The sequence below is a fragment of the Mucilaginibacter aurantiaciroseus genome, from assembly GCF_024055595.1.
GTDB lineage: Bacteria > Bacteroidota > Bacteroidia > Sphingobacteriales > Sphingobacteriaceae > Mucilaginibacter > Mucilaginibacter aurantiaciroseus.
Window position 1 is genome coordinate 696,055 of record NZ_JAMXOF010000002.1, and the last position, 24,747, is coordinate 720,801.

Annotated in this window: 25 protein-coding genes and 3 tRNA genes; 5 read left to right on the top strand and 23 right to left on the bottom strand. The window is 42.4% G+C overall.

What is annotated here, in order from left to right; all coding sequences use genetic code 11:
* The first annotated feature begins 342 nt into the window (after nt 1-342).
* Nucleotides 343-1,866: a glycoside hydrolase family 53 protein gene (locus NAF17_RS11320; RefSeq protein WP_252758099.1), complete on the top strand. Its 1,524-nt coding sequence runs from the start codon at nt 343-345 to the stop codon at nt 1,864-1,866.
* A gap of 641 nt (nt 1,867-2,507) precedes the next feature.
* Here NAF17_RS11320 and NAF17_RS11325 read toward each other — a convergent pair.
* Nucleotides 2,508-3,428, bottom strand: coding sequence for an IS3 family transposase (locus NAF17_RS11325; protein ID WP_252758100.1), 921 nt, complete (start codon nt 3,426-3,428; stop codon nt 2,508-2,510).
* Nucleotides 3,429-3,430: 2 nt separating this feature from the next.
* Entirely contained in the window at nt 3,431-3,835 is a 405-nt protein-coding gene (locus tag NAF17_RS11330) for a hypothetical protein (RefSeq protein ID WP_252758101.1), read from the bottom strand.
* A 157-nt stretch (nt 3,836-3,992) separates the two neighbouring features.
* Between NAF17_RS11330 and NAF17_RS11335 the strand changes: the two genes are divergently transcribed.
* Nucleotides 3,993-4,397 (top strand): RipA family octameric membrane protein, encoded by a 405-nt coding sequence (locus NAF17_RS11335; protein WP_252758102.1) that lies wholly within the window; start codon nt 3,993-3,995, stop codon nt 4,395-4,397.
* 27 nt (nt 4,398-4,424) lie between these two features.
* Here the strand turns inward: NAF17_RS11335 and NAF17_RS11340 are convergent, their stop codons facing one another.
* A complete protein-coding gene (locus NAF17_RS11340; protein ID WP_252758103.1) occupies nt 4,425-5,108 on the bottom strand; it encodes a nucleotidyl transferase AbiEii/AbiGii toxin family protein in 684 nt (227 codons plus the stop codon).
* Nucleotides 5,108-5,644 carry a helix-turn-helix transcriptional regulator gene (locus NAF17_RS11345; RefSeq protein WP_252758104.1) on the bottom strand — a complete coding sequence of 179 codons (537 nt, stop codon included), beginning with the start codon at nt 5,642-5,644 and terminating at the stop codon, nt 5,108-5,110. The genes NAF17_RS11340 and NAF17_RS11345 overlap by 1 nt, the downstream gene beginning before the upstream one ends.
* A gap of 501 nt (nt 5,645-6,145) precedes the next feature.
* Between NAF17_RS11345 and NAF17_RS11350 the strand changes: the two genes are divergently transcribed.
* Complete coding sequence (locus NAF17_RS11350; protein ID WP_252758105.1) at nt 6,146-7,330, top strand: hypothetical protein; 1,185 nt, start codon at nt 6,146-6,148, stop codon at nt 7,328-7,330.
* Nucleotides 7,331-7,420: 90 nt separating this feature from the next.
* Here the strand turns inward: NAF17_RS11350 and NAF17_RS11355 are convergent, their stop codons facing one another.
* The 4 genes from NAF17_RS11355 to NAF17_RS11370 all read right to left on the bottom strand — a co-directional run bounded on the left by NAF17_RS11355 (nt 7,421) and on the right by NAF17_RS11370 (nt 10,031).
* Nucleotides 7,421-8,305 (bottom strand): hypothetical protein, encoded by an 885-nt coding sequence (locus NAF17_RS11355; RefSeq protein WP_252758106.1) that lies wholly within the window; start codon nt 8,303-8,305, stop codon nt 7,421-7,423.
* A gap of 80 nt (nt 8,306-8,385) precedes the next feature.
* Nucleotides 8,386-8,458, bottom strand: a tRNA-Lys gene (locus NAF17_RS11360).
* Between the two features lie 131 nt (nt 8,459-8,589).
* Nucleotides 8,590-9,597, bottom strand: a complete 1,008-nt coding sequence (locus NAF17_RS11365; protein ID WP_252758107.1) for a WD40/YVTN/BNR-like repeat-containing protein — start codon at nt 9,595-9,597, stop codon at nt 8,590-8,592.
* Nucleotides 9,597-10,031 carry a DUF2147 domain-containing protein gene (locus tag NAF17_RS11370; RefSeq protein ID WP_252758108.1) on the bottom strand — a complete coding sequence of 145 codons (435 nt, stop codon included), beginning with the start codon at nt 10,029-10,031 and terminating at the stop codon, nt 9,597-9,599. The genes NAF17_RS11365 and NAF17_RS11370 overlap by 1 nt, the downstream gene beginning before the upstream one ends.
* A gap of 119 nt (nt 10,032-10,150) precedes the next feature.
* Here NAF17_RS11370 and NAF17_RS11375 point away from each other — a divergent pair.
* Together NAF17_RS11375 and NAF17_RS11380 are read left to right on the top strand one after the other, a co-directional pair.
* Nucleotides 10,151-10,234 (top strand) — tRNA-Leu (locus NAF17_RS11375).
* 135 nt (nt 10,235-10,369) lie between these two features.
* Nucleotides 10,370-10,453 (top strand) — tRNA-Leu (locus NAF17_RS11380).
* Between the two features lie 13 nt (nt 10,454-10,466).
* Here NAF17_RS11380 and NAF17_RS11385 read toward each other — a convergent pair.
* The 15 genes from NAF17_RS11385 to NAF17_RS11455 all read right to left on the bottom strand — a co-directional run bounded on the left by NAF17_RS11385 (nt 10,467) and on the right by NAF17_RS11455 (nt 24,740).
* Nucleotides 10,467-10,922 carry a hypothetical protein gene (locus tag NAF17_RS11385; protein WP_252758109.1) on the bottom strand — a complete coding sequence of 152 codons (456 nt, stop codon included), beginning with the start codon at nt 10,920-10,922 and terminating at the stop codon, nt 10,467-10,469.
* A gap of 1 nt (nt 10,923) precedes the next feature.
* Nucleotides 10,924-11,175, bottom strand: a complete 252-nt coding sequence (locus NAF17_RS11390; protein WP_129876519.1) for a hypothetical protein — start codon at nt 11,173-11,175, stop codon at nt 10,924-10,926.
* Complete coding sequence (locus tag NAF17_RS11395; protein WP_252758110.1) at nt 11,172-11,636, bottom strand: lysozyme; 465 nt, start codon at nt 11,634-11,636, stop codon at nt 11,172-11,174. Before NAF17_RS11395 ends, NAF17_RS11390 begins: the two co-directional genes overlap by 4 nt.
* Nucleotides 11,623-11,865, bottom strand: coding sequence for a hypothetical protein (locus NAF17_RS11400; protein ID WP_252758111.1), 243 nt, complete (start codon nt 11,863-11,865; stop codon nt 11,623-11,625). Before NAF17_RS11400 ends, NAF17_RS11395 begins: the two co-directional genes overlap by 14 nt.
* Nucleotides 11,866-12,065: 200 nt before the next feature.
* The gene (locus NAF17_RS11405; RefSeq protein ID WP_252758112.1) at nt 12,066-12,743 is read right to left on the bottom strand and encodes a GDSL-type esterase/lipase family protein; all 678 of its coding nucleotides are present in this window, start codon (nt 12,741-12,743) and stop codon (nt 12,066-12,068) included.
* A gap of 23 nt (nt 12,744-12,766) precedes the next feature.
* A complete protein-coding gene (locus NAF17_RS11410; RefSeq protein WP_252758113.1) occupies nt 12,767-15,172 on the bottom strand; it encodes an SGNH/GDSL hydrolase family protein in 2,406 nt (801 codons plus the stop codon).
* Nucleotides 15,172-15,786 (bottom strand): DUF6712 family protein, encoded by a 615-nt coding sequence (locus NAF17_RS11415; protein WP_252758114.1) that lies wholly within the window; start codon nt 15,784-15,786, stop codon nt 15,172-15,174. The genes NAF17_RS11410 and NAF17_RS11415 overlap by 1 nt, the downstream gene beginning before the upstream one ends.
* Before the next feature lie 89 nt (nt 15,787-15,875).
* A complete protein-coding gene (locus NAF17_RS11420) occupies nt 15,876-17,147 on the bottom strand; it encodes a hypothetical protein (RefSeq protein WP_252758115.1) in 1,272 nt (423 codons plus the stop codon).
* Nucleotides 17,148-17,149: 2 nt separating this feature from the next.
* On the bottom strand, nt 17,150-17,404 hold the full coding sequence (locus NAF17_RS11425; protein ID WP_252758116.1) for a hypothetical protein: 255 nt from the start codon (nt 17,402-17,404) through the stop codon (nt 17,150-17,152).
* A 143-nt stretch (nt 17,405-17,547) separates the two neighbouring features.
* Nucleotides 17,548-18,132, bottom strand: a complete 585-nt coding sequence (locus NAF17_RS11430; RefSeq protein ID WP_252758117.1) for a hypothetical protein — start codon at nt 18,130-18,132, stop codon at nt 17,548-17,550.
* A gap of 125 nt (nt 18,133-18,257) precedes the next feature.
* Entirely contained in the window at nt 18,258-19,466 is a 1,209-nt protein-coding gene (locus NAF17_RS11435; protein WP_252758118.1) for a hypothetical protein, read from the bottom strand.
* A 124-nt stretch (nt 19,467-19,590) separates the two neighbouring features.
* On the bottom strand, nt 19,591-20,769 hold the full coding sequence (locus tag NAF17_RS11440) for a head maturation protease, ClpP-related (RefSeq protein WP_252758119.1): 1,179 nt from the start codon (nt 20,767-20,769) through the stop codon (nt 19,591-19,593).
* 435 nt (nt 20,770-21,204) lie between these two features.
* On the bottom strand, nt 21,205-21,435 hold the full coding sequence (locus tag NAF17_RS11445) for a hypothetical protein (RefSeq protein WP_252758120.1): 231 nt from the start codon (nt 21,433-21,435) through the stop codon (nt 21,205-21,207).
* Nucleotides 21,436-21,499: 64 nt separating this feature from the next.
* A complete protein-coding gene (locus NAF17_RS11450; protein WP_252758121.1) occupies nt 21,500-24,016 on the bottom strand; it encodes a hypothetical protein in 2,517 nt (838 codons plus the stop codon).
* Between the two features lie 103 nt (nt 24,017-24,119).
* Nucleotides 24,120-24,740 carry a hypothetical protein gene (locus NAF17_RS11455; protein WP_252758122.1) on the bottom strand — a complete coding sequence of 207 codons (621 nt, stop codon included), beginning with the start codon at nt 24,738-24,740 and terminating at the stop codon, nt 24,120-24,122.
* Between the last annotated feature and the right edge of the window lie 7 nt (nt 24,741-24,747).

A 24,747-nucleotide genomic window follows, 5' to 3' on the forward strand; every position in this document is an offset into this window, starting at 1 on the left:
ATATTTAAAAGAAAGCATTAAGGTTCCTGAGCACTCAGTTTACGGAATTTATTACGCTTACCAAGCTGTGTTAAATGACATCAAAAACTACACCCAATATGTCCTGATTTTAATGACGGGGTTTACATGCACAAACTTTTGGATAAAATCGAGGAAGTGTAACTAATGGCCAGGCACTACCTATTATACACCGGAAATTATTCCTCAAACACTTTATAAGGCACAGAAGAATAACTGGCTAATTGTGCAGAGAAATGATGATTTGAATAAATAATATGCGAATTCAGACAAAATAATGATGGCGTTCTCCTCTATATTTGAATACCAATAAAAAAACAAAATATGAAAAGACAAGTAATGCTCATCGTATGTACAATTTTTGTCACTAGTTGCGCAGTAAAAGAAATGGTAAAGGTAAAAACAGTGCAGGAGGTAAAACAAATCGGCGGAGTTGAAACGAATTTAAGTGTCAGCGGAATAGCCCCTTTTTTTGCAATGGGCGCTGACGTGGGATGGCTGTCAAAGATGGAAGCCCAAGGCCAGGTTTTTTACAATAAATTAGGCGTTCAGGAAGATTGCCTTCAAATTTTAAAAGAGGAAGGGATTAATTCCATCCGGCTGCGTGCCTGGGTCAATCCCGCCGACGGCTTCTGCGGAACACCGGATATTGTAAGAATGGCTGTCAGGGCCAAAAATATGGGTTTCCATCTGTTAATTGATTTTCACTATAGCGACAGCTGGGCAGACCCGGGAACTCAAACAAAGCCGGCCGCCTGGAAAAATCACTCATTTCCTGTCTTATTAAATGACGTATATAACTACACATACCACGTCATTGATACGCTCAAAAAAAACGGAGTGACCCCTGACTGGGTGGAAACCGGGAATGAAATTAGTAACGGTATGCTATGGCCCGATGGATCAACAAACAATTTTAGTCAGCTCGCCCAGCTGATTAACAAGGGGTATGCAGCCGTTAAAGCCGTAAATCCTGAGATTAAAGTCATTGTTCACCTTGATAAGGGAGATAATAACGGCTTTTACGTCTCGTTCTTTAACAATCTTACGACTTACGGGGGTAATTTTGATATTATCGGGATGTCTTGCTATCCCTATTGGAGTAATACAACTTTCAGCGCTTATGACCCGTTGCTGACATCAAATATGAACGATATGGTTCGCCGATACGGAAAACCGGTAATAATTGCAGAAATAGGGAATGATTCCACGAAACCACAGGAAACCTACTATGGCGTAAACGATGTCATCAACCGCGTAAGCAGGGTTGGGAATGCGCAGGGGCTTGGTGTTTTTTACTGGGAACCTGAAGGCTACTTCTCATGGTCAGGTTATCAGCTAAGTTGCTGGGACAATACGACCAAACGGCCCACATTAGGGATGGACGCTTTCCTGTATAATCCTGCGAATAACTTAATGAGCAATCAGGATTTTGAGGCAGCGGGCGCGCAGTCCGGGACGATTACAAACTGGACATTATGGTCAAATAACAACTACGATGCGATTTACACTGAAAGCGGTGGCTACACAGGTTATTATCGTTTAACGCATTGGAAAAGTACAGCTTACCAGGCATCAACATTTCAGAATTTTACCAATATTACAAACGGGACTTACAAATTAACTGCGTGGGTACTAAATGGAGGCGGACAAAAAACTTGTCAGCTTTATGCCAAAAATTTTGGTAATACGGAGATAGATGCGCCGTTGCCTGTAACCAATAGTTGGACACAGATTGTAATTGACAATATCCAGGTAACCAACAACTCCCTGGAAGTAGGGCTTTGGTCGGATGCAAATGCCGGTAATTGGTGTAGTATGGACAATGTCTATCTTCAGAAAAAGTAACTCGGTGGGTTATGTTTAGGAACAAAAAATATTTGATACCAGACCGTACGGCGGTATCGTTGAACCCTGCAGCTAAATCCTAACTTAGGAAATTAATAAAGAATATCGGCTAAGACACTTTTTAGGTGCAGTGATCTGAATGAATAATTAAAACTTAAATACTTATGACTGGGATCGCAATATTGCAGAATCCAGTCATTTTATATCCTTGTAACATCAATCTAAATGAAAAACATATCACTGATCACCTTATTAGTATTTTTAAAAAGTTTAGCCTTTGCAAACACGATCAAGTCATTACCGTATACGCTTGCACATGGTAAGGGGTGGTCAATTTGCAGCGGAATCGGGTGTCAACCGATCCATGAATCAGGTGGTCAATATCAGCGGAATATCCACCCCATTGTCTCGTCCTGATTTTACTTGTCGTTTTTGAGTAGTAATACTGGAATCAGTTTACACCGATATTCCTTAGTCCTGATTTTACTTTACAAGGGCACGCTTTTTATTTTCTTAATAGCTGTAAGCTTACCTCTTATTGTTATCATTAGCGTGTTAGGATGTGGGAAACTCTTTCAGTTTTCCAAATCCTAATGCGTTTTTCTTTTTTTGCTTCTTTTTTTCTTTTTGCCAGCACGGTCTCAAATGTTGGTAACCTGATTTTCCTCCTTTCCTTTTTTAGGGCGCGGATATCCCTTCCAACGTTTTTGAATTTCAACGGACATACCATGTGCCTGGTCCGGCGTATGGTAATTCAAACTTGCATGAGGACGCCGCTCGTTATAATGCCCGATGATAATGGCGATGCTTTTCTTTGCTTCCTTGTGGTTCTGATAGACCTTTTTAGGAAAGAACTCATTCTTGATAATTCCGTTAACGCGCTCAGCAAGTGCATTCTCATAGGGACTGCCGCTTTGGGTCATACTGATCGCGATCCTATCTTCGTTTAACAGGGCAGTATAATTCTGGGAGCAATATTGTATTCCCCGGTCAGAATGATGTATCAGGATAAATGGAGATATCCGTTTTCTACCGTCTACTGCCATTTCCAGGGCTGCAATACATCCAACTGCTTCCAGACTGGGATGCAGGGCGTATCCTACGATCTTTCTGGAATAAGCGTCTGTGATCAGGCTCAGGTAACTGAAGCCTTCCAGTGTACGAATATAAGTTATATCACTCACCCAGAGCTGCTCTGGTGCTGACAATGATAGATTCGTGATCAGGTTAGGATATTTTCTTAACCAATGATGGGAATCCGTTGTCTTAACCATACGCCTTCTCCGGCGGATCAATAAGCCGTGAAAGCGTAACAGATCATACAGCAGGTCCCGTCCCATCTTTATCTCGTGCTTTTCCATCTCCGGAATGAGCATGTGTAATAGTTTTCTGGTTCCCAGCATAGGAACATCAGCACGGAACTCACCCACCAATGTCAACACAACCATATGTGCTATGCTTGTCCTGGCAGCCTTATGATGAGCTAAATAGTAAGCCTGACGACTTACACCAAACAGTGCACAAATAGCTACCAGGGTATATTCTGGCCGCTTTTGCCGCATTCTTAAGACTGTTTGGTACCACGCTTTTTTCGGATCTTGATATGTAGGTCACTTTCAGCTACCTCGATCATCGTTTCCAAGGCAAGATTCTTCAATTGAGATAGCTCTAATGCCTTAGTAAGCTCATGTATCTTTTTGAAGAGTAACTTTGATTCCTGACTTTGGGTCATCCCGGGAAGCGCTGATGTATTGTTGACATTCAGCAAAGTAGTCAAATTAAGCTTCCCCGCCCATGCTTTGATGGTATTTCTTGAAACCCGGTATTTCCGGCTTGCCCCAAGGCAACTGATCATCCCCGTTTTTATTTCTTCTACAATCTTTATTTTGGTCTGTTCTTCGACCTTGTCAAATGGCTTACGTCTTACGACCGCCGCTGCTTTCTTTTTCCTTCCTGGAATTACTTTCATTTTCTTGTCTTTAATGACAAGCTATATCAGGACAAGACACTCACCCAATGATTAAAAGATAAATTAATACTTCAGGGAAATTAACGAGCTAATAGCTTGTGGCGCTTTTCGCTATTGAAGATTAGTTTAAAGCCCGTTACAGCTTAAATTCAAAGCTATGACAACTTTTGAAGAAAAGAAAGCTACACTGCTTAGCAGCCAATATAAAGCGGCGATCGATGCCAGGGACAAGCATAATGAAAACTATCATCGGTGGATACCTTTTTATTACGTGGCTAATGGTGCTATCCTTGTAGCGGTGACTACTTTATTCGGTAAAAGTAACTTGGCGAGGATGCCCGATTGTACTTTGTTAATATTGGGTGGGTTAGGCATTCTTACCTGTATGTTTTGGAACCTTACCTGTCGAGGCTATTATTATTGGTCTTTAAGCTGGATTGGGATAATTATGTATCTCGAACGGCAGATATTTAAAAGGGAAGAATATTCAATGCCTTATGGGGTTTTTTCGAAAAGCGTTGCTTTAAACAATTTTACATATTTAAATTCTACTTATCCTTAGTATCAAGTAATAACTTTATAATTGTTTTCATTTATTGTCAGGCTCCTCACCGGCAAGGTTTGCCTTTTCATTTTTTAGTAACTCCTCAAAATCATCTTTTATAAAGGCCCATTCTTTCCCCTTTAAACAAATGGGATCAAAATCGTCATCTGCTTGTATAAAATCCGTAAAGTTTTTGATAATGCCTGCATCATCATGATTGTATTCATAGGAAGCCTTATGTAAAGCGATCATCTGCTCAATCTTATAACGGTCAAGTAATTCGTGCAGGTCCCAGAAATCTTTTTTTCTGCCTCCACGTGAAACCACATCGACTTTCATCGCAATGATATCTTCAATAGAGGCAAGACGGATACCATCAGATTCGACCGCTTCCTGAACAAATGATTCGCTCGCATAGTAAATATCCACCTTAACTGCGTTGTCTTTATCTTTTCCAACCACATACCCTTTACCGAAAACGTGCACAGTGCCGAAGTCGCCGCTCACATACTGAAAAGTATCCACTAGATATTGCTCGATCTCGTTATAATCGATCTTGCCATAATTAGCTGCATCTGTGAAAAGGTCTATATCAACGGACATCCGGTGACCCAGATAGAGGCTCAGTGCTGTTCCGCCTACAAGGCGGTGCTCTTTTAAAACATTGGCCTGCATTAAAGTAAGCAGTGTTTGCTTAAGCTCCTCCGAAACTGTTTCCCAATATAGCATCAACGGTTCTGTTTGCGTAATGGAGAAGGCGCAGGCATTGGCTTGCGTTGAATGGTTAACGCTTCTTTGATGATATCACTTCCGTAAAAATGCTGGATCTCGCTTTTTTCATCTTCGTTACCACGTTCCCAAACCCGTTGTATAACAGCGTTCTTTTTTTGATGCCAGTCAATCTTTTCAAAGTCTGTATCCCAAAATAGGGCCTTGCGAATCCTGGAGGTGTCAGGTTTGTAATTACTATTTGTCTTTTGGGTAATCAGTTTCGTATAATATATCGCCTGCAAAATAACCATTGTACTTGCTTCTAAACCCAATTCATGATCTATACGAAGTGCTACCTCTGTGGTCATTTTTCGCTTTCCGCGCAAAATAGCGTTGAGCGTTTGAGCGGGAAGATCGATTTTTTGGGCAAAAGCTGTTTGCTTTAGCTTTTTCTTCTTCAACTCATGGCGTAAAACAGCCCCGGGATTTATACCGCGATATTTCTTTATCCATTGCTCCATATCCAAAAATAAACAAATCTGTTTAGTTTGCAAACTTTTTTAGTTTTCTTCGTAGATATTATGTGAACTGCTGATAGGAACTCACCGGCCTTCAATGTTTAAGATTTCTGGAATTTATTGAAACTATTTTTAGCCTGAGGTTTAGGTGTAGGTTAAGTATATTGCCGGTAGCGTACATTCCATGCGTAAGATGCTATATAAAAGTTACAAAATTTCTTTAATACGCTTAAATTTTTATTTTATTGTAATAATTTAAAATTATTTGCAAATTATTTTTCTTTATTATATTTTTACGAAACAATACCAGCGTAATATCTGCTAATTTTGTACCAGTTAACCTAAATTTTGTCATATTAATAAATTATCTCCAGATTTAAACACCTACCTAATTAGTTGCTTCAATAATTAAATTTCACTTTCTAAAAAGAGAGGGGTTCCTTGTTGATTTATCCTTTTGCCGGTTATTGTTTTCCTCTGCTAATTAGTGATGAGAAGTGACCTGAACCTATTCCGAATTTTTCAATTTGGGACGATATGAGAAGATATCTACGCCTTCTCTTTTTTCCGGCATTGGTCTGCACTAATTGCGCATTCGCTCAGGCGGGCGGCAATGCAGGTGATCTTGCCAAGAGCGCTAAAGCTGACACGCTTGTTTCGAAAATTTCTCTTATTCTGGGAACCGGTAATCCACTACTGAAGGGGGTGCCATCTGCGGGGAGCCTGGGTGATAATGCCAAAAGGCGACTGGCAGATGTGAAAGGATCGTTGGTTAGAAATCTTTCTGCCGACAGTTTAAAAAAGAAGTTAAATCCGGTTAATTCATTGAAGTCGGCAGGCGCGGGACTCCAAGATTATCTTAAAGGGGCCATACTTATGCTGGACAAAGACAAAGTCGCTCGTGATGCCAAACAAAACCTGACACGTATTAAAAGTGCCGCTAAAAGCTTACTTTCCAGCGACAGCTTACTAAATATCTCCCCAATAATAAACGAGCTGAAGGCTAAAGGCAAAGGTTTGACCGACAATGCCAGGGCCGGAATTAAAACGGTCAATGCTGCGAATGCCAAAGCTTTTGCGAATAAAAAAGTGGACGCTTTTAAAAGTGCGCTCGGGGAACGGCTGGGTTTCCTGAAAAAAGCACCTGTTAAATTTGACCTTACCCTGGAAGACGCACTGCGTTATAACCAGGCGCCGGCTTATGGTGCAATTGCAGGCGGGCAAAAATATCTTAATGTAATCAATTTGAGGGGTCAGGTCTCCCTATTCGGGGTGCCTGTAAGCATTGACTATTCCACACAACCAATGTATGCTAGCGCGTCGCCATCCTTTAATAACGGCCTTTTTAAATTTGATTTCAGCCCGGCAAAGATGGAGGGAATGTTCAGTAGCGAGATGGAACGGTTCACTAATTTGAAGAAGAATGCTTTGGGCGGGCTGAATATAGAAAATTACGCCCGCAGAATGCTGAATGAGGAGATTAGCAAAAGGCAGGTAGCTGTGGGAGGCGCAGCCGTCAATAATATGCTTTCTTCTTACCTGGATGAGCCGGGGAAAATGAGCCAGCTACTTGCGCTCTCCAAAGACCAAATCAGGGCGAAGGTCAAAGAGGAAATATCGCGAAAAAAAGCGCTGCCGGGAACGATCGAAGAGCCGGCGCAACATCAGAAACAAACTTTAACGCGACTTATGCCTATCATCTTGGGATCAGCAGTACACTAAACCTATTAATTAATGGCGCAAGTAATAAAAGAAATGGTATAAAGACTACCCTATAGGGTATGAAGAAGGGTAGTAATTAAGAAGTGTAATTTAAACTTTTTTAGACCGCGCCAATGTCTTGCTGTGGTTGAATATGTCATTCAAAGTATTCTCTTTTAATAGTTGGTTTTTTTTATCTCTCAGAATATGGAGCAATATTCTGATTAAATTTTTATCTGAAGAATCTATTTTGCTATCCCTTTTTAAATTATAAAATAAAGTTGGAATATAATTTATGGAACAATCTGAAGTTAGAATTAGAGCTTCATAGCCGTTTTGAGAGTTGCTTGAACTGTTGATATCTTTTTCGTTAAGGACTGTCTCTAATAAGTTGGCAACTGTGCGTATATGTGTACCAACATCACCCATGGTGGCATTATCTTTTATTATAGCTGCTAGAAGTTTTGTAAGATTGATTGTGCTCGATATAATTTTTCTTGACTGATGTAAAAGAAAAAATATATTTACAAATTCTCCAATCGAAAAATTATCTGTCAAAACAATCGGCTCAAAACCTTGTAATGTAACTGATGAATGGTTAAAAGCGATTTCATTGATTTTATTTATTTCAAGCTTTCTCCGTTCTAAAAAATCTATTTTTCTTCGATTGTGGTTTTCAATTGTTAATTCATTACTGTGTATTATCTCTTGAATAACTGGTAGCCAGATTTTATACATCCGCTCAAAAAAAACAATATCCTTAGTGCGTTTATTAGGTAATTGGTTGTTAACAAAAGGGATATAACAAATAAATCTTTTGATTTCAACTAAGTCAACTTCAATAAACTGTAATTCACTCATACCAAACCGGCGATCATATACCTCCAGATTTGTTTTATATATTGCTAGGTAACCATGAACATCAAGCGTAAGCCGTTGACTTAACCATTTTAAATGGTGAAACATATGTTCCTTTAGGTTTTGACTTACTTTCATACCTTACTTTATAATCCGACTACAAATCCGACAACAGAAATTAAAAAAGCCCCTCTAATTGCTTAGAGAGGCGTTTCCAGTGATCCCGCTGGGATTCGAACCCAGGACCCCAACATTAAAAGTGTTATGCTCTACCAGCTGAGCTACGGAATCATCTTTTTACTTTTTCGGTCGTATTACTCTTTCCGTTTAAAGTGGTGCAAATATAGGATTAATTGATATACCGTGCAAGCCTATTTTAAATAAATTGTAAAGTTTATAATAAGTGCCTAAAACACACAATTTTAAAATTTAAATATTCCGAGTTTACCACTGTCGCCGGCCAATAAAATGAGGTTTCCGCGTTTTGCTTTGCGGCAAACGTTATAACTGGTGCTGTCAATTTTGATCCATGTTTTGCCGCCGTTGATTGTTAGGTTAGTGCCCGGGGTGCCGGTAGACAGGAATTTATCGTCCTTTAAATATTCTACACATGACTGGTAACCCGCCGGGCCGATCACCGGAATATTCTTTTTAAACTTTACACCGGCACCGGGAATAACATAAGCTACCGAATCGGGAAGTTTATCTTTTGCGTAATTACCACCCACAATAATAGTTTGATTTTTACCAAAGGCAACCGAAAAAGCACCACGGCTTGAAACGCCGTTGGTAAGCGGCAAAGCTTTATCAACCCAAACCAAGTCCTTAATCGGCGACATAAGCATTCGGCTGTTGCTGCCACCGGTAACAATAGCCAAAAAGCCATCGGCGCGCATGCAAGTACCACTTGCGGCAAATGCAGCCTCGTTTTTTAATGCTACGGGCGCATTTTTGACCGGGTTCCAGCTATCTCCGCCATCTAAAGTTTCCAATAACAGGAATTTGCCATTTATAGGGTCGCCTAAAACAAAACCATGTTTAGCATCAGTAAAATTTATGGCGTCTAAAAAATAGGTAGTGTCGGCCTTTTTAAATTTAGTTTCCCAGTGCAGGCCGCCATCGGTAGTTTTTAAAATATACGCAGGGGAGCCGGATGCAATAACCACAGCCTCTTTATCAGATAATGCCTCGATATCTCTAAAGTCGGCTTTATCATAATCTTTTACCTGTTGCCAGGTCCAGTTTGCACCACCATCGGTTGTGATGCCTATGGTGCCTTTTGTACCGCTTACCCAGGCAACCTTATCGTTCAAAACAGAAAGCCCGCGAAAGCCGGCAGTAGTGCTTTGTTTAACAGGGGTGATAGTTTGGGCTTTTAAATTTGCGCAGAATAAAGTTGTTGCCAACGCTAAAATGATTTTTGATCTCATTATCTTACTCTTTTCCATATTTCGCTTCGGCCTAATAGTGCAATGCCTATAAAGCCTCGTATTTTTAAATTGTCGCCATTTAGCGTCATTTTGCAGCTGTAGGTTTTGCCGTTTTTAGGGTCATAAATATTGCCGTTTTCAAAAGCGTTATCGCCATCAAAAACAAAATCTTTTAATAGCTCGATGCCAAGTTTCGGTCTTGACTGCAGAGCTTTGTCGGTGTTTTGGTTGTCCAGTTTAGGTTTGCCATCAGCTTCGTTCGGGAATTTCATCCAGGCAAGCTTACCGTAGTATTTGTTGCCTTTTTTAAAGATCTGCACCTGGCCTTCGCCGCTTGGGTTTATCCATCGTCCTAAGATCGCGTCGGGGTTTTGGGCAGATGCGGTTACCGAACATACTGCCAGTAATAATATTAAATATGCTTTTTTTATCATGAATTTTATAATTGGTATTCGAAGTTAGCTTTTGCCTGCGGTTTTACAAAGCGACGGCTTATTTTTTCATTTATTTTAGCCCCGTTGCGTAAAACAATTATATTTGCAACTACGTAAATGCCCGGATGGCGAAATTGGTAAACGTTGCGGTCTCAGAAGCCGTTGAGAATTGTCTCTTGAGAGTTCGAGTCTCTCTTCGGGCACATCCGTTTTAGATGTGAGATACGAGATGTGAGATATGAGAAAACCTTACATCTCGCATTTTTTTTGATTGGATAAGTTGGCAATTAAATGGCTTTCTCAAATCTAAGTTCTCACGTCTCAGATCTTATTTTAATGCCCGGGTGGCGAAATTGGTAGACGCACCATCTTGAGGGGGTGGCATTCGTAAGGATGTACGAGTTCGAATCTCGTTCCGGGCACTCTCCTGTTAAATTAACGCTCTGTTGGTTTAATTTTGTTTTTGTAGTACCACTCCACCACGCAAACCCCATCGCTCCAGCTTAATTTACCGTCTGCAGTTATTTGGGTAAGTAAAACAGACAGCGCGTGCAGGTACACGCTCTTTAGGCCACCATATAGTTTTTGGAGTGTATTTATAGCGCACTTAGTGATTTCTTCCGGGTCTGAAAGATTACCGCATTCGTCCGCGAGTTTCAAATTGCTTAAAATAACCGGCAACCCGCTGCGTAACAACTGCTTTATTTTATCATCGATATTGCCTGGGATAATAGCTGTTAATACATCGGCAATTGGCGAATCAATAAACTTTTTAATATTTTCTGTTAGCATAACAGCAATATGCACTGCCAATTGAATTTCGGACGGGATGCTGTTAAATAGTGATTGAATAGTGCCCCATATTTTTGTGAGGAATGATTTGATGCTCATGTTATTGATGTTTTGTAGGTTTAATTTCTTCCATTTCTCGCTGTAGTACCGCAACCTGGCTTTCGAGCACTTTCAGGCGGATTTCGTTGACTCGTGTCTGCGATTGCTGATCGAGCTTTACTTCGTTGATGTCGCCTTTCAACTCAAAATAGGTGGTCATTACCGAGGCGACGATACTGGCGGTGCTGATAATAGTGACCACGATATTCTTGATAGTTATGCCTTTTAACTGGCGATGTTCAATAGACGTCATTCGGATAGGAATAATGCGCGCTCCTCTTCGCGCCGTTGGGTAAGGGTTTTAGAAACTACTTTTTTACCGGTATGCGGGTCGGTTATTTTATTCCATAGAAGGAATTGGTCGGCAGCGCCGCGGTAATTGCCGGCATTTAGTTTTTTAAACAAGGTGGATGATCTTACAACACCCGTGCCTACATTGTATATGAATGAAACCAAGGCATCAAACTGATCTTGGGACAAATGCACTGATGCGCCCTTGTTTACCGCGTTAACGTAATTAGTTAGGGTGCATTTTAATAAGGTTTCGGCTTGTGCTTCATTCGCCAGTATATCGCGGGGTTTAACAGGCTTGCCGTCGTTATACCTGGTAGAGCCATAGCCAATTGTCCATACGCCGGCAATATCCTGGTAGGCGTTTAGGCGCAGGCCCTCAAAGTTTTTTATGACAGCGATGCCGCGCTTACTTAATATCATTATCGGTTTTTGTATTTAATGGTTGGTATTGTTTTACTGCGAATTGGGCAATGATAGTTATGGTACTGCCTGCAGAAATAAGTGCTGTAGTAAATTTGGCGGAGATGCCCGCCACCTGGCTAAGCGAAGTGCCTAAGCCAACCAGGCCGATACCAAATAATTGCGCGCGTTTGAAAAATGCAGGCGTATCGCTGCGCACGCGCTGCCAAAGGGTTAGTTTGTTTTGCATGAGGAAGATGAGATTGAAAAATTGAATGAAGAAATTGCTTAGCGCGATTTTAACGAAAGCTTTGATTGCCCCGATCTAAATAGCCTGCTAAATTTAATTGATGGCTTTTCGATGAGTAGATAGAAGATATAGGAGGCAAGGATTAACATGCAGCGATAAATGAAAGGCACTAAATAAAACAGGGGCAGTGAAAATGTGGTTTAAATAGCTGTATATGGCTTTAAAGCTTTATAAAGCTGCATATATCCTGCGTGATTTAAATGTACCCCATCGCCAACGTCATAAGCGGGATTTAATCCATTTAGGTTGAAATAGCTATCAAGATCAATAAAAAATGCGCCCATATTCTGACAAGCAACCTTATACCTGCCGTTCAGTTGTAGTCTTGGTTTTTCATAGGATAGGGATTTTGTTTCTTTCTTTAACGGTAGGACACTTAACAAGTAAACCTTAGTTTTTGGACTTATAGACAAAATGGTTTTAACACCCTTGGTTACGTTATTAATAATACTGTCCAATTTAACCGATTGTAGCAAATCGTTTTCTCCGATCTCTATAAAAACCTGTAATGGGCGTCCACTTGCTATATTTACTGCGCGCTTGCAAAAGCCGAGTGAAGTGTCGTAATACACCCCTCTGTTTTTAACTTTTAAAGATTTAAAGTACTCAGCTACATCAAAACTTTGCATTTGGCTGTCACCAACAAAAAGCACATCTGTGGTGTCTTTTGGCAACCTGGCTAAAACAACGTTCCGATTTACAAAATAAGTGAGTGGAGGATTTATTATTTTCTTAGGCGATAAAACAAAATGTCTTACAATTAAACCTACAAACACTATGTTTACAAGGATTGAGATAACAAGAACGTGTCTTTTCATCTTGTAAAATTATTCTTTTTTGATTAAACTATAACTGTTTTAACAAAGTCGCCATTATCGGCAATGGTGACTTTGTAGCGTGTGCCGTTTGGGCTTTTTAAAATTATTCCTTTTCCAGAAATTACACTTTCAAAAGAACCATCCGGATTTAAATTCCAAGAATTCACCTCAGCACCATTCGAGCCACCGCTAACTAAAAATTGAATTCTACCGCTCGAATAATCATTTTTAATAACAGTGCTGTTAGCGGATGTAAGAGGAATAAACTTTCCCTGAATATTTCCTACAGAAGCTGAAATTCCTTTAGCTGTACCTAATGCAACATCGCCCCTTTGAATATCCGGCGCTAATTCAAAAGCACCACCACCACCTACAACCAACCAACCCTGATGAGGAATATACATAACCTCTTTATCCAAAACTGATAAGCGCAATCTTAAAATTGCTGATAAAGTCATTACGTCGCCACTATCAGATAGTTGAATAAATGCTTCGTGACCATCTATGGCCTTTTCAATTATTTTGGTCTGATGTTTTATTATAACATCATTATCACCGGGGACGTCAGGAAATTCAGCGCCAGTTTGTACTAATTGTTTGAAATACGTTTTGCCGTCTAATCTGATACCAGTTTTTACCGAATTTACTATACCAACATTGCCATCAATATCTATACCTAAAACGTAACTGCCATCCTTTAAAATATTATTTACGCTGAGCAGCAATTGTTTAATTGATGCAGTACCATTAAGAGTTAATGATTGCCCATTTTCAAAAATATTTGGCCTTAATTTTGCAACTATACCCCGTGCCATAAGGTAGTGTCCCGCTGAGTTGGGGTGTACGCTATCGAAAATATTCAGGTCACCACCTCTATCCTTAATATAATTAAACACATCAAAATATTTGGTCCCAAATGCTGTGCTAACAGCTAACGCCGCTGCATCAAACGCCTGTTGGATTGCTAACGTGGCAACGTTACCACCTGGGCCAACGTTACCGTAGTAAGACGATTTTTGATAAGTTGTTGAAGTTATTAGAATATCCTCTCCTAACCAACCTTTAGACACACAATGAGTCATAATCGTTGTGTAATCGGCCTGAAAGTTCGTAGGATTGTAATTCACACCACCATAGTTAACATCATTTATGCCATAAACAAAAACCAAAAATTTATCAGATGAGGTTTTAGTTGGGATCTGACTTAAACGGTCTAACATATTTGAGGCACCTGCAGGGTCAATCGGACTGCGCTTTTCGAGGTAGGACGCTGAAACGCCATAATTAAAACCTGTCAAGCCAAGAAAATTGGCAACTAATGATGTAAAAGGGCTTCCTCCAATAGAACCCGTTCCTTGAGTAATAGTATCTCCATAAAAATATATACTACCTCCGGATGTAATATAAGGGGCAGGGCTACCAATCAAAAGAGATTTCGTTGCGGGATTATATCGCAAGCCATCATCTTGCGCCAACTCACCATTAGCAGCACCGAATGTAATTTGATTTTCCATTAAATTAGATTCGCCTACACCACTACCTATGGGAACGGTTTCCCAACTCGCAATTAAACCGTCGGTTTTTAAATACTTCCCAGCCTTGTCTGATTGCACCGGGAGTGCTCCGCCTGTCATCTCCACCCACTCCGTATCATAATCTCCATCACTAACCTTAGCCAATACCTGCCCGGCGGTACCTCCGGTCGGGACGCCTTCACCGTTGAGGCCGTTAGTTCCATTGGCGCCGTTTGCGCCCGGATCACCTTGCGCCCCGGTTTCGCCTTGTTCGCCGTTTATGCCAACTATTGTTATGCCTGCCGGCCAAACGCCGTTTGTTTTAGGGCCGAAAAGCTGAAAGGAATTGGTGTTGATATAAAAATCGCCGTTAATACCGGTTAATAGGTTTGAGGGGTTTGAGGTGCCGCTTAAAACGGTGCGGCCATTTGCACCGGTATCGCCCTTGTCGCCTTTTTCACCCCTTGCGCCCTGGGGGCCTGTTTGCATCGAGAATACCTGTGCCCAAGTGCCCGCATTTTTACGATAAAATACGCCGGTATTGGTGTTAATATAGGTGTCGTTAGTGTTACCTATGCCTGGGCCGGGTATGCCCGAACCATATAAAACAGTTCCGTCTTTTTCGGCATCGGTGGAGGGCAAGGTATATTTTACCTGCCAACTTCCCGATACTTTTTGGGCGAACGAGCCTGCAGAGGTATTGATGAACAGATCGCCGTTGTTGCCCACGGTGTTTTGCGGTAAGGTGCTGCCAAATGATACCGTTGCACCGCTGTTGATCCCCGAGTTGATAAAGGTTAAAAGCGCGTCGAAATAAAACTGGTAGTAGGTGCCGTTGTGCACCACTACAGATGTATCTGCGGCGGTAACGGCGCTGAGTATGGGGAGTTCGCTTATTTTTTTGTCTGCTGCCATTAGTTTAAAAATTCGGTGATCAAATGGTTGGTGTTAAAATTATCCGCAGGAAAATTGAAGTCGGTTTTATCTACCGACCGGATGCGCGGGCCGGATTGCCTGCTGCTTTTGTTTTTTTGATTGTAATGCCACACCGGGAAATCCTGCTTTTGATCTGTTAAGAAGCGTTCCGTTTCGTTTGCGTAGGCATTGGCCGTGCTGCGTTGCTGCTGTACCAGTTTTACAATATCTTTTGCAGGCAGGGCATCTGCATTATCGTAACGTTTGGTTACCGGTCCGGTAGCGGTGTAATGCACCGAATCTGCTTCAATAAAGCGGGCAAATGCAAAATAGGCAAGTACAGGTTGTAAGCCTTGGTATAAAACAATGTGGCCGTTATCGTCCAGGTATTCGCAGCCGTTAAGCAGGTCTTTGTAATGCTGCGGGGCGTCGTCTTTAAGGTTGCCTTCGGTATCCAGCTGCTTAATGAGGTCATAATAAAGTATGTAGCCTAAAAAAGGTTTCAAGTCAAGCTCCTGCGCTTTTTGGATGAACACTTTTATGCGCTCGGGTTTTATATTCGCGGCGATATCCTGGTATCGCTGCAATGTTTCGGGGGTAATTAAATTTAACATGCAATGGTCCTCCTGTCCCCGCCAGCCGGCGGAGAATTTTTTAAATTCTTCATGATCTTACTTTGTAAATTATTTAGCCGGCTGGCGTGTTAAGCACACATGGCCTCAGCTTCGGCTTGTTTAAAGCCGTAGGCGTACACCAGTGTGGCTATCTTGGTTTCAACTGCAATTGCCGACTGTAGCAGCTGGTTAATGGCAGCCCCGGCTTTGATGCCGATCACATCATCTGCAACTGTAGCCGGTACGGGTATAATGCCCCAGTTTGCCGAAGGGTTGATATTGGTATAGAAATGACCGAACAATTCTTCCAGCGTTTCGCTTAGCTCCAGCCTATCGGCAGCGGTATTATCGTTAAACTCGCGGATGGCTTCCTTTTTTTCGCCGCCATTGCTTAGCCCCGATGCTTTCTCGGCGTTGATCAGTTCCTTGGGCACCGAGAAGCCTTTAACGATGCGGGCCTCTACCGACCTTTCCGTTGTTTCAAAAAGCTTATCGTTGTTCTGAATGGCATAGGGTTGAAACTCCGGTTTGGAACTCTCGTCCTCATATTCAATCACGATGATCTTTTGGGCGCTTTTAGCCCCCTGGAAACTGCCCAGGTCTTTTTCTAATTGCGATGGCGTGTTAGCTTTGCCGTTGTCTGTACTGTTCTCCGCTTCCTCGCGGCGCGACTGCATGAACAGCATGGTAGAGGGCAGGAAACCCGTAGTAACCTCGCGATTGTTAAAGATCTTGATGCCGGCCTCTGTCTCAAAATCCTCCCAAACAGAATCTGCTTCTATCAACGGGTAATCATCCACCTCGGGGTTAAAGTAAAATAGTTGGCCCTTGTATTTATCCCATCCACCGGCAACTTTAACTTGCTGTTTAATGGCTTTTTTGTCAGGATCATACTTGTCCAGGAAGTTGATCTTGCTGCGCATGATGTTCTTCCAGGTCTTTCTTCCCCAATCGTTATAGATGGCAAACTTGCCCGCGGTTTCGGCGTTGTCGGTATCGCCCATGCGGATGTCCTCGAACTTTACATAATTTACCGATGCTATCTTAAAATTGGCGTTATAGTTAACATGGATGCCAAACCCGCGGAATAACGCTTTATCTGACGCGATGGCTTTTAACAGTTTGGCTATGGTTAAGCCCTTGCTGTTGATGATCTGTTTGCCCAGCAATGGTTCTTCGAAACTATTACCGGTAATGAATTTGGTCCGCTTATTCCAGCAATCTTTAGCGGTGGGCGATTGGCCAACCAGCTCCAGCATCCGCTGCGGATAGGCGTTATCCATATCGTAATTTAAGATGCCGAAGGTTTGGTTGGGCCTTACCAGTATTCGCCGTTCAATTTGTGGTAAGTAGGTTTTCATAGTTATTGAATTTCACTGATTTTGGATGATTCCACCGATTTTGATATTCGCTTCCGTTTGGCTTTAGCGTTTGGCTTTTCTTCTTCCGCATTTTCCGACTTTCCGTCTTCCGGGCTTTGGGTAAACAGCCCCGCTATGTGCGGATACCTTTGCAGATACCATTCGGCTTCTTCATCCGTAAGGGTATCGTTACTGTGTACCGCCAACGAGTTTGGTACGAACTGGTGGACGCCCGGTTTTAAAATATACTTTTTCATAAGCCTCTCCTAAACGGCGCAGCCCTCATGAACATCATGATAAACAAACGCCTTGTGAATAATCCTCCCCGGTAGGGAGGACTATTTATAATAAATGTGATTTAATTCTCTCCGCTAACCAGCGGAGGAGACAAACACGGGGCTTACGCCACCAACTCTTCAAGCGCAGCTATGGTGCTTGCGTAGGTAGCCGTGCCACTTACAGGGGCGATACACACCGCGCGTGGTGGGTAAGGCTCTTTCAGCTTATCGGGGTTGGTTAATTTGATCTTGTAACCGCCGTCTAAAGTTTCGTCGGCTGCGTTGCGTTCAGCTTCGGTTACGATAAGGCCGTTTACAGCGCCAAATAGTTCAATTGCCGAGTCGCTGTCTTTATAGTTGTTTACCGAGATGGCACGTACACGGCCATAACCCATGGCCATTAGCTGCGCTTTAACATCGGTAGATAAACCTGCTATGTTAAAGTCGATCTCCTCGGTGTAGCGTGGCCCAACCTGGGTTTTAGCCAGCTTGCTCATGGTGTTAAAGCTGTTGTTAGTGCCTTCAAATTTGTAAACCTTGGCAGTGCCTACGGCGGTGATGTCTTTAATGATTAGCGGATTGATGGGGTCATACGTCAGCACAAAATCGTCCTGGTTAAAAATGTATACCACATCTTCGATACCTGAAGTAATTGGCCCCGATGTGCCCAGGCTAAAGCCCGCGTTTATTTTATTGTAAATTGACATGTTTATTTATTTAAGCTCCCTGTAAATCTTCCCCGGTAGGGGAAACTTAAAAAGGATAGTTTATTAAGTGAAAGGTTATTAAAGCCCTCTCCGCTTACCAGCGGAGAGGTTTGGGTGGGGCTGCACTACGCGCCCAGGTAAAACAGCTCGTTAGCGAATTTGAAGTTTACGGCTGCCTTCATTCGGGCTTTCATGCGCACCACGTTGTCGTTGGTGTAGGGCTTCATGTAAACGGTTGATAGCTCGGAAGCATCGCCCAAAAGATCCACACCCAGGAACAGGTTTGACGAGCGTGCACCTAAAATAGTATTGGCCTGCCAATGGTTCATTAACTGTAGCGGTACGCCCAGGTAATCCATTTTCTTAGGGTCGGTAAAAGCATTCAGTACATTTACTGCCTTATCTGCCTGTGCCTGTGCGTAGGCGTAACCCACATGTAACGGGATCTGCAGGTTAAAATCCTCCTGGCTGCGATCTGCCGGGTCCAACTGGGCATAGATGCCTGTTAGTACGCCTAAAACATTGCTCGCGTTAATGTAACTTACAGTTGCCGCGGTTGCTGAGCCGCTGAAGGTTGCCGCCTTGCGGGTGTTCACTTCGTTGTAGTTGCGCACCAACTTAAATGTAGTTGCACTTGCTACCTGGATAAAGTAAGACTGACCCTGCACATCTACACCACCACCACCGTTTGTAGTGTCTTTACTCATGCCGGTTACATTGGTGATGGTCGCCACATCGCCATCTCTTAAAGTGGCGGTGCTGCTTACGGTTACTACTCCCAAACCGCTGATAGCCGTTGCCGCCATGGAGGTTTCTGATTTACCCAGGCCAACTTTATAAACGCCGCTTGCTGCCGAGATGGATGGCAATAAACCCGTAAACGGTGCGGTGAATGCTGCTTCTTTGGTGGAACCCTTACCCAGCCAGTACAAGCGCTCGTTAGCAATTTGTATTTTGGTTAAGTAGCGCTGCACCATAAAGTCGCTCAGGTCAACCACGCCTTCGTAGTCAAGGAATGCGCCGGGTTTTAGTTGCTGACTCTCCCATGATTGTACCAGTTTGTCCCATTGTTCCTGTTTCATAAACTCGTAAACTACCGGGTCTAAGTAGCTTTCGGTTTGTGTGGCGGTAGTGCCCTGGTCGGCAAATATGCCCGATGGATTTTGCAGCACCACATCATCGTCCACATCAAGGATGATCTTGCGTTGTTTAACGTCATTAATAACGGTTAGCAGGCCACGCTTTACGGAGTCGGCCTCCAGCAGCGTACTTGCCATAAATCCCGCCAGCGCTTCGCCGGCATAGGTGTTGTTTGTAAATGTAAATTGAGCCATTTGTCTTTGTTAGAATGTTTTAAAGTTGGAAAGTTTTAAAGTTGATTTCTTAAATAGTGATTGTACGTTGCCCGATTGAAAGTCTGTAAATGCTAACATTTCAACCTTTAAACTTTACAACAACTTATTTCCCCACCGCTCTTTTCACCGCTTTTTGTGCCAGCGGGCTTTGAGGTGCAAAGAAGGGTTGGGTTTCGGTTTTTGCCTTGCTGCTGCGTTTGCTTCCTTCGGGGGTGAAGTCGCTTTTTATTTCGTTCTTCACTTCTTCGCGGGTTTTGCTAAGGCGGCTTTGAGCTTCTTCAAGCGCTGCTTTAGCCTCTTTCAATAAAGCGTTTTGGGCGTGTAAGCGGGCTTTAACTTCTTGCAGGCGGTTTTGTACTTCGCCGGGTTTTACGGGCAATTTAAATTTTGCTGCCGGCGCGCTTTCTTCGTCCTCATCATCCACCGCAACCGACGTTAGCTTTTCTATCCGGCCTTGCTTAACGGTTAATTGCTCGCCATCGGCGGTGGTGTAAGTATCGGTAACGGCGGGGGTGGTAAGGTCTTCGTCCTGATAAGCCTCGGCGCCTTCAGATAGTTCGCCGCTGTGGTGCAGGGTGCCTTTGTCGGTAATGGTTTGTTTGTTTACCACGCGTTTAAAAAAGTTCATGATCTTGTCTAAAACTGAGGTGGTTCGTTCAATAAGCTCTCTGTTGTCTGTGTTCATAGTTGTTTTTTGGGTTAAGATCTTGTTAATGCAACGCTGGTAAACCGCGGGTGCCGTATCGGTATATTTTTTTATTAATGCGCTGTTGATGATGGTTTCGCAGTAATCTTCAATGGCATCTACAAAGCCCAGGTTCAGGGCCTGGTCGGCAGTCATCCAGGTGACGGAGTTGATCAAACTATTAACGGTAACCCCGTCCAACCCGGACTTGTCCATGTAAATCTGCGCCAGGCGCGATTGCACTACATTTAACATCTGCACATCTTTTAAAAGCTCATCGGCATTGCCGCCGCTGCCTACCATAGGTTTGTGGATCATGAGCAGGGCGTATTTGCTCATCACTATTTTGCCGCCTGCCATGGCTACTACCGACGCTGCCGACGCCGCAAGGGCATCTATATGGGTGGTAACGTTGCCCGGGTACTTTTTCAGTAAGTCGTAAATGGCTATGGCATCAAAGGCCGAACCACCTACCGAACTGATGTGTACCGCAACATCGGCGCCGGCAGCTGCATCTAATTGTGATTTTACATAGGCGGACGACAGGCTCCCCGAGCCTATGCAATCCGTTTCGGTATCGTATAGGTATATTTTCATAGTTTGTTAGTTTTAGTCGGGTGTCGGGATGTCCGAAAGTCCGTAAGGCTAATTGTGTTTGTTTGTTGGTTTTAAATGCCGTTTGGCATATTTTAAACCGTTTGTCATGGTGAGCCCGTCGAACCATTGGTCGCTTTGCTAAGTCTTCGACAAGCTCAGACTGACATTGCAATGGGTGCCGTTTGGCATACATCAAAGGTCGGGATAATTTGTTTTAGTAGTGGTGGCAGTAGTGTGTCAGTAGGGCGGTCTGAACTCGAATTACACGAATTTTTGAATTGTGAAATTCATTTTGATAATTCTTTAAATTCCACAAATTCCGGTTCAGACGATTTGAACTATACAAATATCGGGACTATTATTGATGGCGATGGTGACACAGGTTTGTCAGTAAGCTATTTTCTTCGCACTTCGCACCAAAATCCCCGCACCTTATCACGCCGTAAAACAATTCATCGCCCGCCATATGGTGCGCTCGTCTTTATCGAATTTTATTTCGGCTTCCAGCACGGCCTGGTTTTTGGTGATGCCGCGGGTTTGCACATGGGCGTTTACCCAAAGGTAGATCTCGCGGTAGGTGAATACCTTGGTGTTAATTAAACCGGCTTTATACATGGCCGTAAGAATGCCCTCGTCGAAAAGTGTGTTTGCTGTTTGGATGTTCATTGAAGTTAGTGAGTAGTTGATTATGAGAGTTGTGAGTGGTTGCTAAAAGCTTTTACCTTTCACCTTACAGGTTTACCCTATTCACCGTTTGCGCCAGTATGTTTTGCTGGTTGTTAACATCTTTCACGTCTACATAAATAGGGGGGAAGTTGTTGATCATCTGGTAGGCCAGGGTGTTGGCCATATCCTTTATATCGTTAACGGGTTGGTTGTAATAGCGGTTGGCGTTGCCGCCATCGGTAAATATACCGCCTATTGCGTAGCCCCTGCCGGTATTTGGTGCCGAAAAATCCCTGCCGCCGTGTGCTACGTTTATGGCGCTTACCAGGTTACGTGCCCATGGGTTGCGCATCGCTTCGGATACCACCACCGCCTCGCCGCTGCGCAGGTAGGCGTTTGTATTGTCGGTACGGCTGTAGCCGGGCAGGAGGGCGCCACGACCGTCAGACGTGTACTGACCACCCGCTGCAAAACCAGGCTTTTGTTTGGCTATATCTGCTATTGATGCCGCGCCCTGGCCGGCAATAATGGCAGCCTGTGCTATAGCCAATGCCTGCCCAATAAACGGCAAATGCGCATAACCTTCAAACGAACCGATGATTCCCTTTTTTGTGCTGATAATAACATCTGCAATGGAGGTAGCTTTTTTTGCTAAAAAGGCGGCTTTGTATATGGCGGAATCTTTTTTTGTGTTTTTTAATACGGCATCAATATATTTATCGCCGGCATGTATTTTTGAGCTAACCAGTTTATCTTCCAGAACGGCTTTCTTTTTGGCGTAATCTTCTTCTATTTTTTTAACCTCTTCCTGCGTTAGCCTGGTGTTTTTAATAGCAGCATCATGCTGCGCTTTCAATAGCACAAGTTGCTGTTTTATTGTTGGGTCGGTAGGTTGCGCGGCTTTGCCCTCGCCATTTGCAGGCTGTGCCTCATTGGTAGTATTATTGGCTTCAGCGTTATTTGACTGATTTGTTTTTTCGTTTTTAACAGCATCTACTTGTTTGGTTAGTTGCGCTTCGTATTTCAAACGTACATCTGCCGCTTTGGCAAGCATGTCATTCTGTTTTTTTATCGATTCGTTAAGTAATCGCTCATTTTCGGCAGTACCTTTACCTTTTAATTCTGCTAACTGCTTTTGCTCATCTATTATTCTTTGTTTTATATCCTCGGTTTCTTTATCAAAGGCTTGCAGTTTTTGATTTCTATCTTCTTCGGACTGCAGTATCGCCTTTTGTTTGGTGTCTTCCGTACTATCAATTACAATTTGCTGTAAATGGTGTTCAAAATCGTTAAGTTTCTCCAGATCGTTTTTTTGGAAATTTGTTTTCAATATAGTTAACGCTTCTTGGTGCCGCGTTTCCAAATCCTGCTGTTGCTTGTCAGAAAGTTTTTTATTAGCCTTTAGCTTATCATAGTAAGCATTGGTTTCGTTTACTCTTTTGTTGTATTCGGCAAAAATGTTCTCAGATTCCTGTGCTATATTATTTGTTATGTCAAAATTATTATTCGTTTTACCGCCGCCTTTTCCATTCAGCTCGTCAGGTACATTTTTTTTTCCGTTTATTACCTCAAGCCCGTTTTGCTTTGTAACTTCTCTTATCTTACCAATCAAAAGTTGATTTTGCCCCTCTAATAATTTGGAATCGGTTTTGATATTGTTGTACTGTTTTTGTATTCCCAGTTTTTCGTTTTTTAATCTATTGAGTTTTCCTAAAGCTACTGCTTTTTGTTGACTACTACGCGGGACAGAATCACCCCGGCTTGCACTGTATGAAGGGTCTTTAATACTATCATAACTCTGTTGTGCTTTCTTTATTTCCTTATCGGAATCATTAAGCTGGGTTACCAAAGGCTGGGCTTTAAAACTATTACCTATTTGCCTTTTGCTGTTGGCAATCATCAATTCTTCGGCAGCTTTTGCTTGTGCAGTGGCTGTGATTGCGGCGGCGAGTTTACGGTATTGCGTTTCGGCTTTGCCGTTTAAAATAATATCTTCTTTAACATCTTTAAAATATTGCGGGTATTGCGCTTTTAAAGCGTCAACCGCCTCTTTACGCTTTGCATCTCCCAATGTTTTATTTTGGGTGGCATCATACAAAAGTTTTAAATGCACCAGTTCCTGCTGGGCGTCTTGTTTGCCTTTGAGGTTGGCTCTGGTCAGCGCTTCGCGTATAGTGGCCTGTTCTTTCATGGCTTTACCAAATGCACTTAACCGCGTTTCGCCTTTTATCAAGTCGTTTACCCAATCTATCAATGCGCCGCCATAGGTAGCCAGCAACGTTACACCAACGGATATCAAACCGTTCCACGAAAACATGGACGAGGCAAGCTGTTTTAAGATATTTACAGGTTTGCCGCCAGCTTCAGCCAGTTCCTTATTTTGCTTATTTAGGTTAATCATAGATTGCACCACCTCGGGCAATTTTTCGCCAATGCCTTGCAGGCCGGCTTTTAAACCATCAGCAAAAGAGGGTAGCTTGCTGTTTAATCCAACTACAGATTTCTGTAGTTCATCTAAGGCCTCTTTGTATTTTTTTGCCTGCTCAATTTCATCGTCGGTAACGGAATTATACTTTGCCATATGAATTGTGTTTTATATGCCATTTGGCATAATTTGATCTTTAAATTTGGCCTGCAAAACAGGCCAAAAAATATTTTGAAAATTAGTTATTTACTAAAAGCCGCTACTTTTTAAACTCAGGTGATTCTTGTTCAGATATATCATAAACGCTCACATAGAAAGGCCCATCGGCCCACGTATAACCTTTTGGCAGTTTAAAGTAGTCGTAATCATCTTTAACAAGCGCTTTCTTATTAGGTTTAATTATAAAATATAAACCCTTAAAGGTTTTTTCGTCAATAAAAACATCCAGAATGTCGCTACCCTGGTAAGTTCCTATATATGTAGACCTTAGTTTGTTTAAAATATTGGCGCTTATGTGCCAGGGTGTAACATACAAATAAGTAGTTTTTGAGGTTGGCAACGCCTTTTTTGCTATGTCTTTTTCCAGTTCGGTTATTTGTAAATCATCAATATCTTTGTCGGTTATTGGGCGTATCAAGCTATAAAGATCCACATTCATTGTATCCTTGGCATTATAGGGCAATTCATAAAGTTTATTGCCGGCTTGTAATTTATTGTAACGGGCATTTAAATAGTACAACCGTAAATATTCCCAATTAAAAAATGCCGTTGCGGCCAATGCCAGTAATGTAATACAAGTTAAGATTATAATTATAGTTGATTTTTTTAGGCCTTTAGGCTTTTTTGCCTGCCCTGGTGTTAATTGAGTATCAGTTTGCATAAGGTTT

What these genes read in the sequence shown, in the direction of transcription:
- NAF17_RS11355 (WP_252758106.1), bottom strand. Translation starts at nt 8,305, where the DNA reads ATGAAAGTAAGTCAAAACCTAAAGGAACATATGTTTCACCATTTAAAA.
- NAF17_RS11410 (WP_252758113.1), bottom strand. Translation starts at nt 15,172, where the DNA reads ATGGCAGCAGACAAAAAAATAAGCGAACTCCCCATACTCAGCGCCGTT.
- NAF17_RS11340 (WP_252758103.1), bottom strand. Translation starts at nt 5,108, where the DNA reads ATGCTATATTGGGAAACAGTTTCGGAGGAGCTTAAGCAAACACTGCTT.
- NAF17_RS11385 (WP_252758109.1), bottom strand. Translation starts at nt 10,922, where the DNA reads ATGAGCATCAAATCATTCCTCACAAAAATATGGGGCACTATTCAATCA.
- NAF17_RS11435 (WP_252758118.1), bottom strand. Translation starts at nt 19,466, where the DNA reads ATGGCTCAATTTACATTTACAAACAACACCTATGCCGGCGAAGCGCTG.
- NAF17_RS11395 (WP_252758110.1), bottom strand. Translation starts at nt 11,636, where the DNA reads ATGATATTAAGTAAGCGCGGCATCGCTGTCATAAAAAACTTTGAGGGC.
- NAF17_RS11455 (WP_252758122.1), bottom strand. Translation starts at nt 24,740, where the DNA reads ATGCAAACTGATACTCAATTAACACCAGGGCAGGCAAAAAAGCCTAAA.
- NAF17_RS11420 (WP_252758115.1), bottom strand. Translation starts at nt 17,147, where the DNA reads ATGAAAACCTACTTACCACAAATTGAACGGCGAATACTGGTAAGGCCC.
- NAF17_RS11320 (WP_252758099.1), top strand. Translation starts at nt 343, where the DNA reads ATGAAAAGACAAGTAATGCTCATCGTATGTACAATTTTTGTCACTAGT.
- NAF17_RS11445 (WP_252758120.1), bottom strand. Translation starts at nt 21,435, where the DNA reads ATGAACATCCAAACAGCAAACACACTTTTCGACGAGGGCATTCTTACG.
- NAF17_RS11370 (WP_252758108.1), bottom strand. Translation starts at nt 10,031, where the DNA reads ATGATAAAAAAAGCATATTTAATATTATTACTGGCAGTATGTTCGGTA.
- NAF17_RS11350 (WP_252758105.1), top strand. Translation starts at nt 6,146, where the DNA reads ATGAGAAGATATCTACGCCTTCTCTTTTTTCCGGCATTGGTCTGCACT.
- NAF17_RS11405 (WP_252758112.1), bottom strand. Translation starts at nt 12,743, where the DNA reads ATGAAAAGACACGTTCTTGTTATCTCAATCCTTGTAAACATAGTGTTT.
- NAF17_RS11425 (WP_252758116.1), bottom strand. Translation starts at nt 17,404, where the DNA reads ATGAAAAAGTATATTTTAAAACCGGGCGTCCACCAGTTCGTACCAAAC.
- NAF17_RS11400 (WP_252758111.1), bottom strand. Translation starts at nt 11,865, where the DNA reads ATGCAAAACAAACTAACCCTTTGGCAGCGCGTGCGCAGCGATACGCCT.
- NAF17_RS11430 (WP_252758117.1), bottom strand. Translation starts at nt 18,132, where the DNA reads ATGTCAATTTACAATAAAATAAACGCGGGCTTTAGCCTGGGCACATCG.
- NAF17_RS11335 (WP_252758102.1), top strand. Translation starts at nt 3,993, where the DNA reads ATGACAACTTTTGAAGAAAAGAAAGCTACACTGCTTAGCAGCCAATAT.
- NAF17_RS11365 (WP_252758107.1), bottom strand. Translation starts at nt 9,597, where the DNA reads ATGAGATCAAAAATCATTTTAGCGTTGGCAACAACTTTATTCTGCGCA.
- NAF17_RS11415 (WP_252758114.1), bottom strand. Translation starts at nt 15,786, where the DNA reads ATGTTAAATTTAATTACCCCCGAAACATTGCAGCGATACCAGGATATC.
- NAF17_RS11450 (WP_252758121.1), bottom strand. Translation starts at nt 24,016, where the DNA reads ATGGCAAAGTATAATTCCGTTACCGACGATGAAATTGAGCAGGCAAAA.
- NAF17_RS11440 (WP_252758119.1), bottom strand. Translation starts at nt 20,769, where the DNA reads ATGAAAATATACCTATACGATACCGAAACGGATTGCATAGGCTCGGGG.
- NAF17_RS11330 (WP_252758101.1), bottom strand. Translation starts at nt 3,835, where the DNA reads ATGAAAGTAATTCCAGGAAGGAAAAAGAAAGCAGCGGCGGTCGTAAGA.
- NAF17_RS11325 (WP_252758100.1), bottom strand. Translation starts at nt 3,428, where the DNA reads ATGCGGCAAAAGCGGCCAGAATATACCCTGGTAGCTATTTGTGCACTG.
- NAF17_RS11390 (WP_129876519.1), bottom strand. Translation starts at nt 11,175, where the DNA reads ATGACGTCTATTGAACATCGCCAGTTAAAAGGCATAACTATCAAGAAT.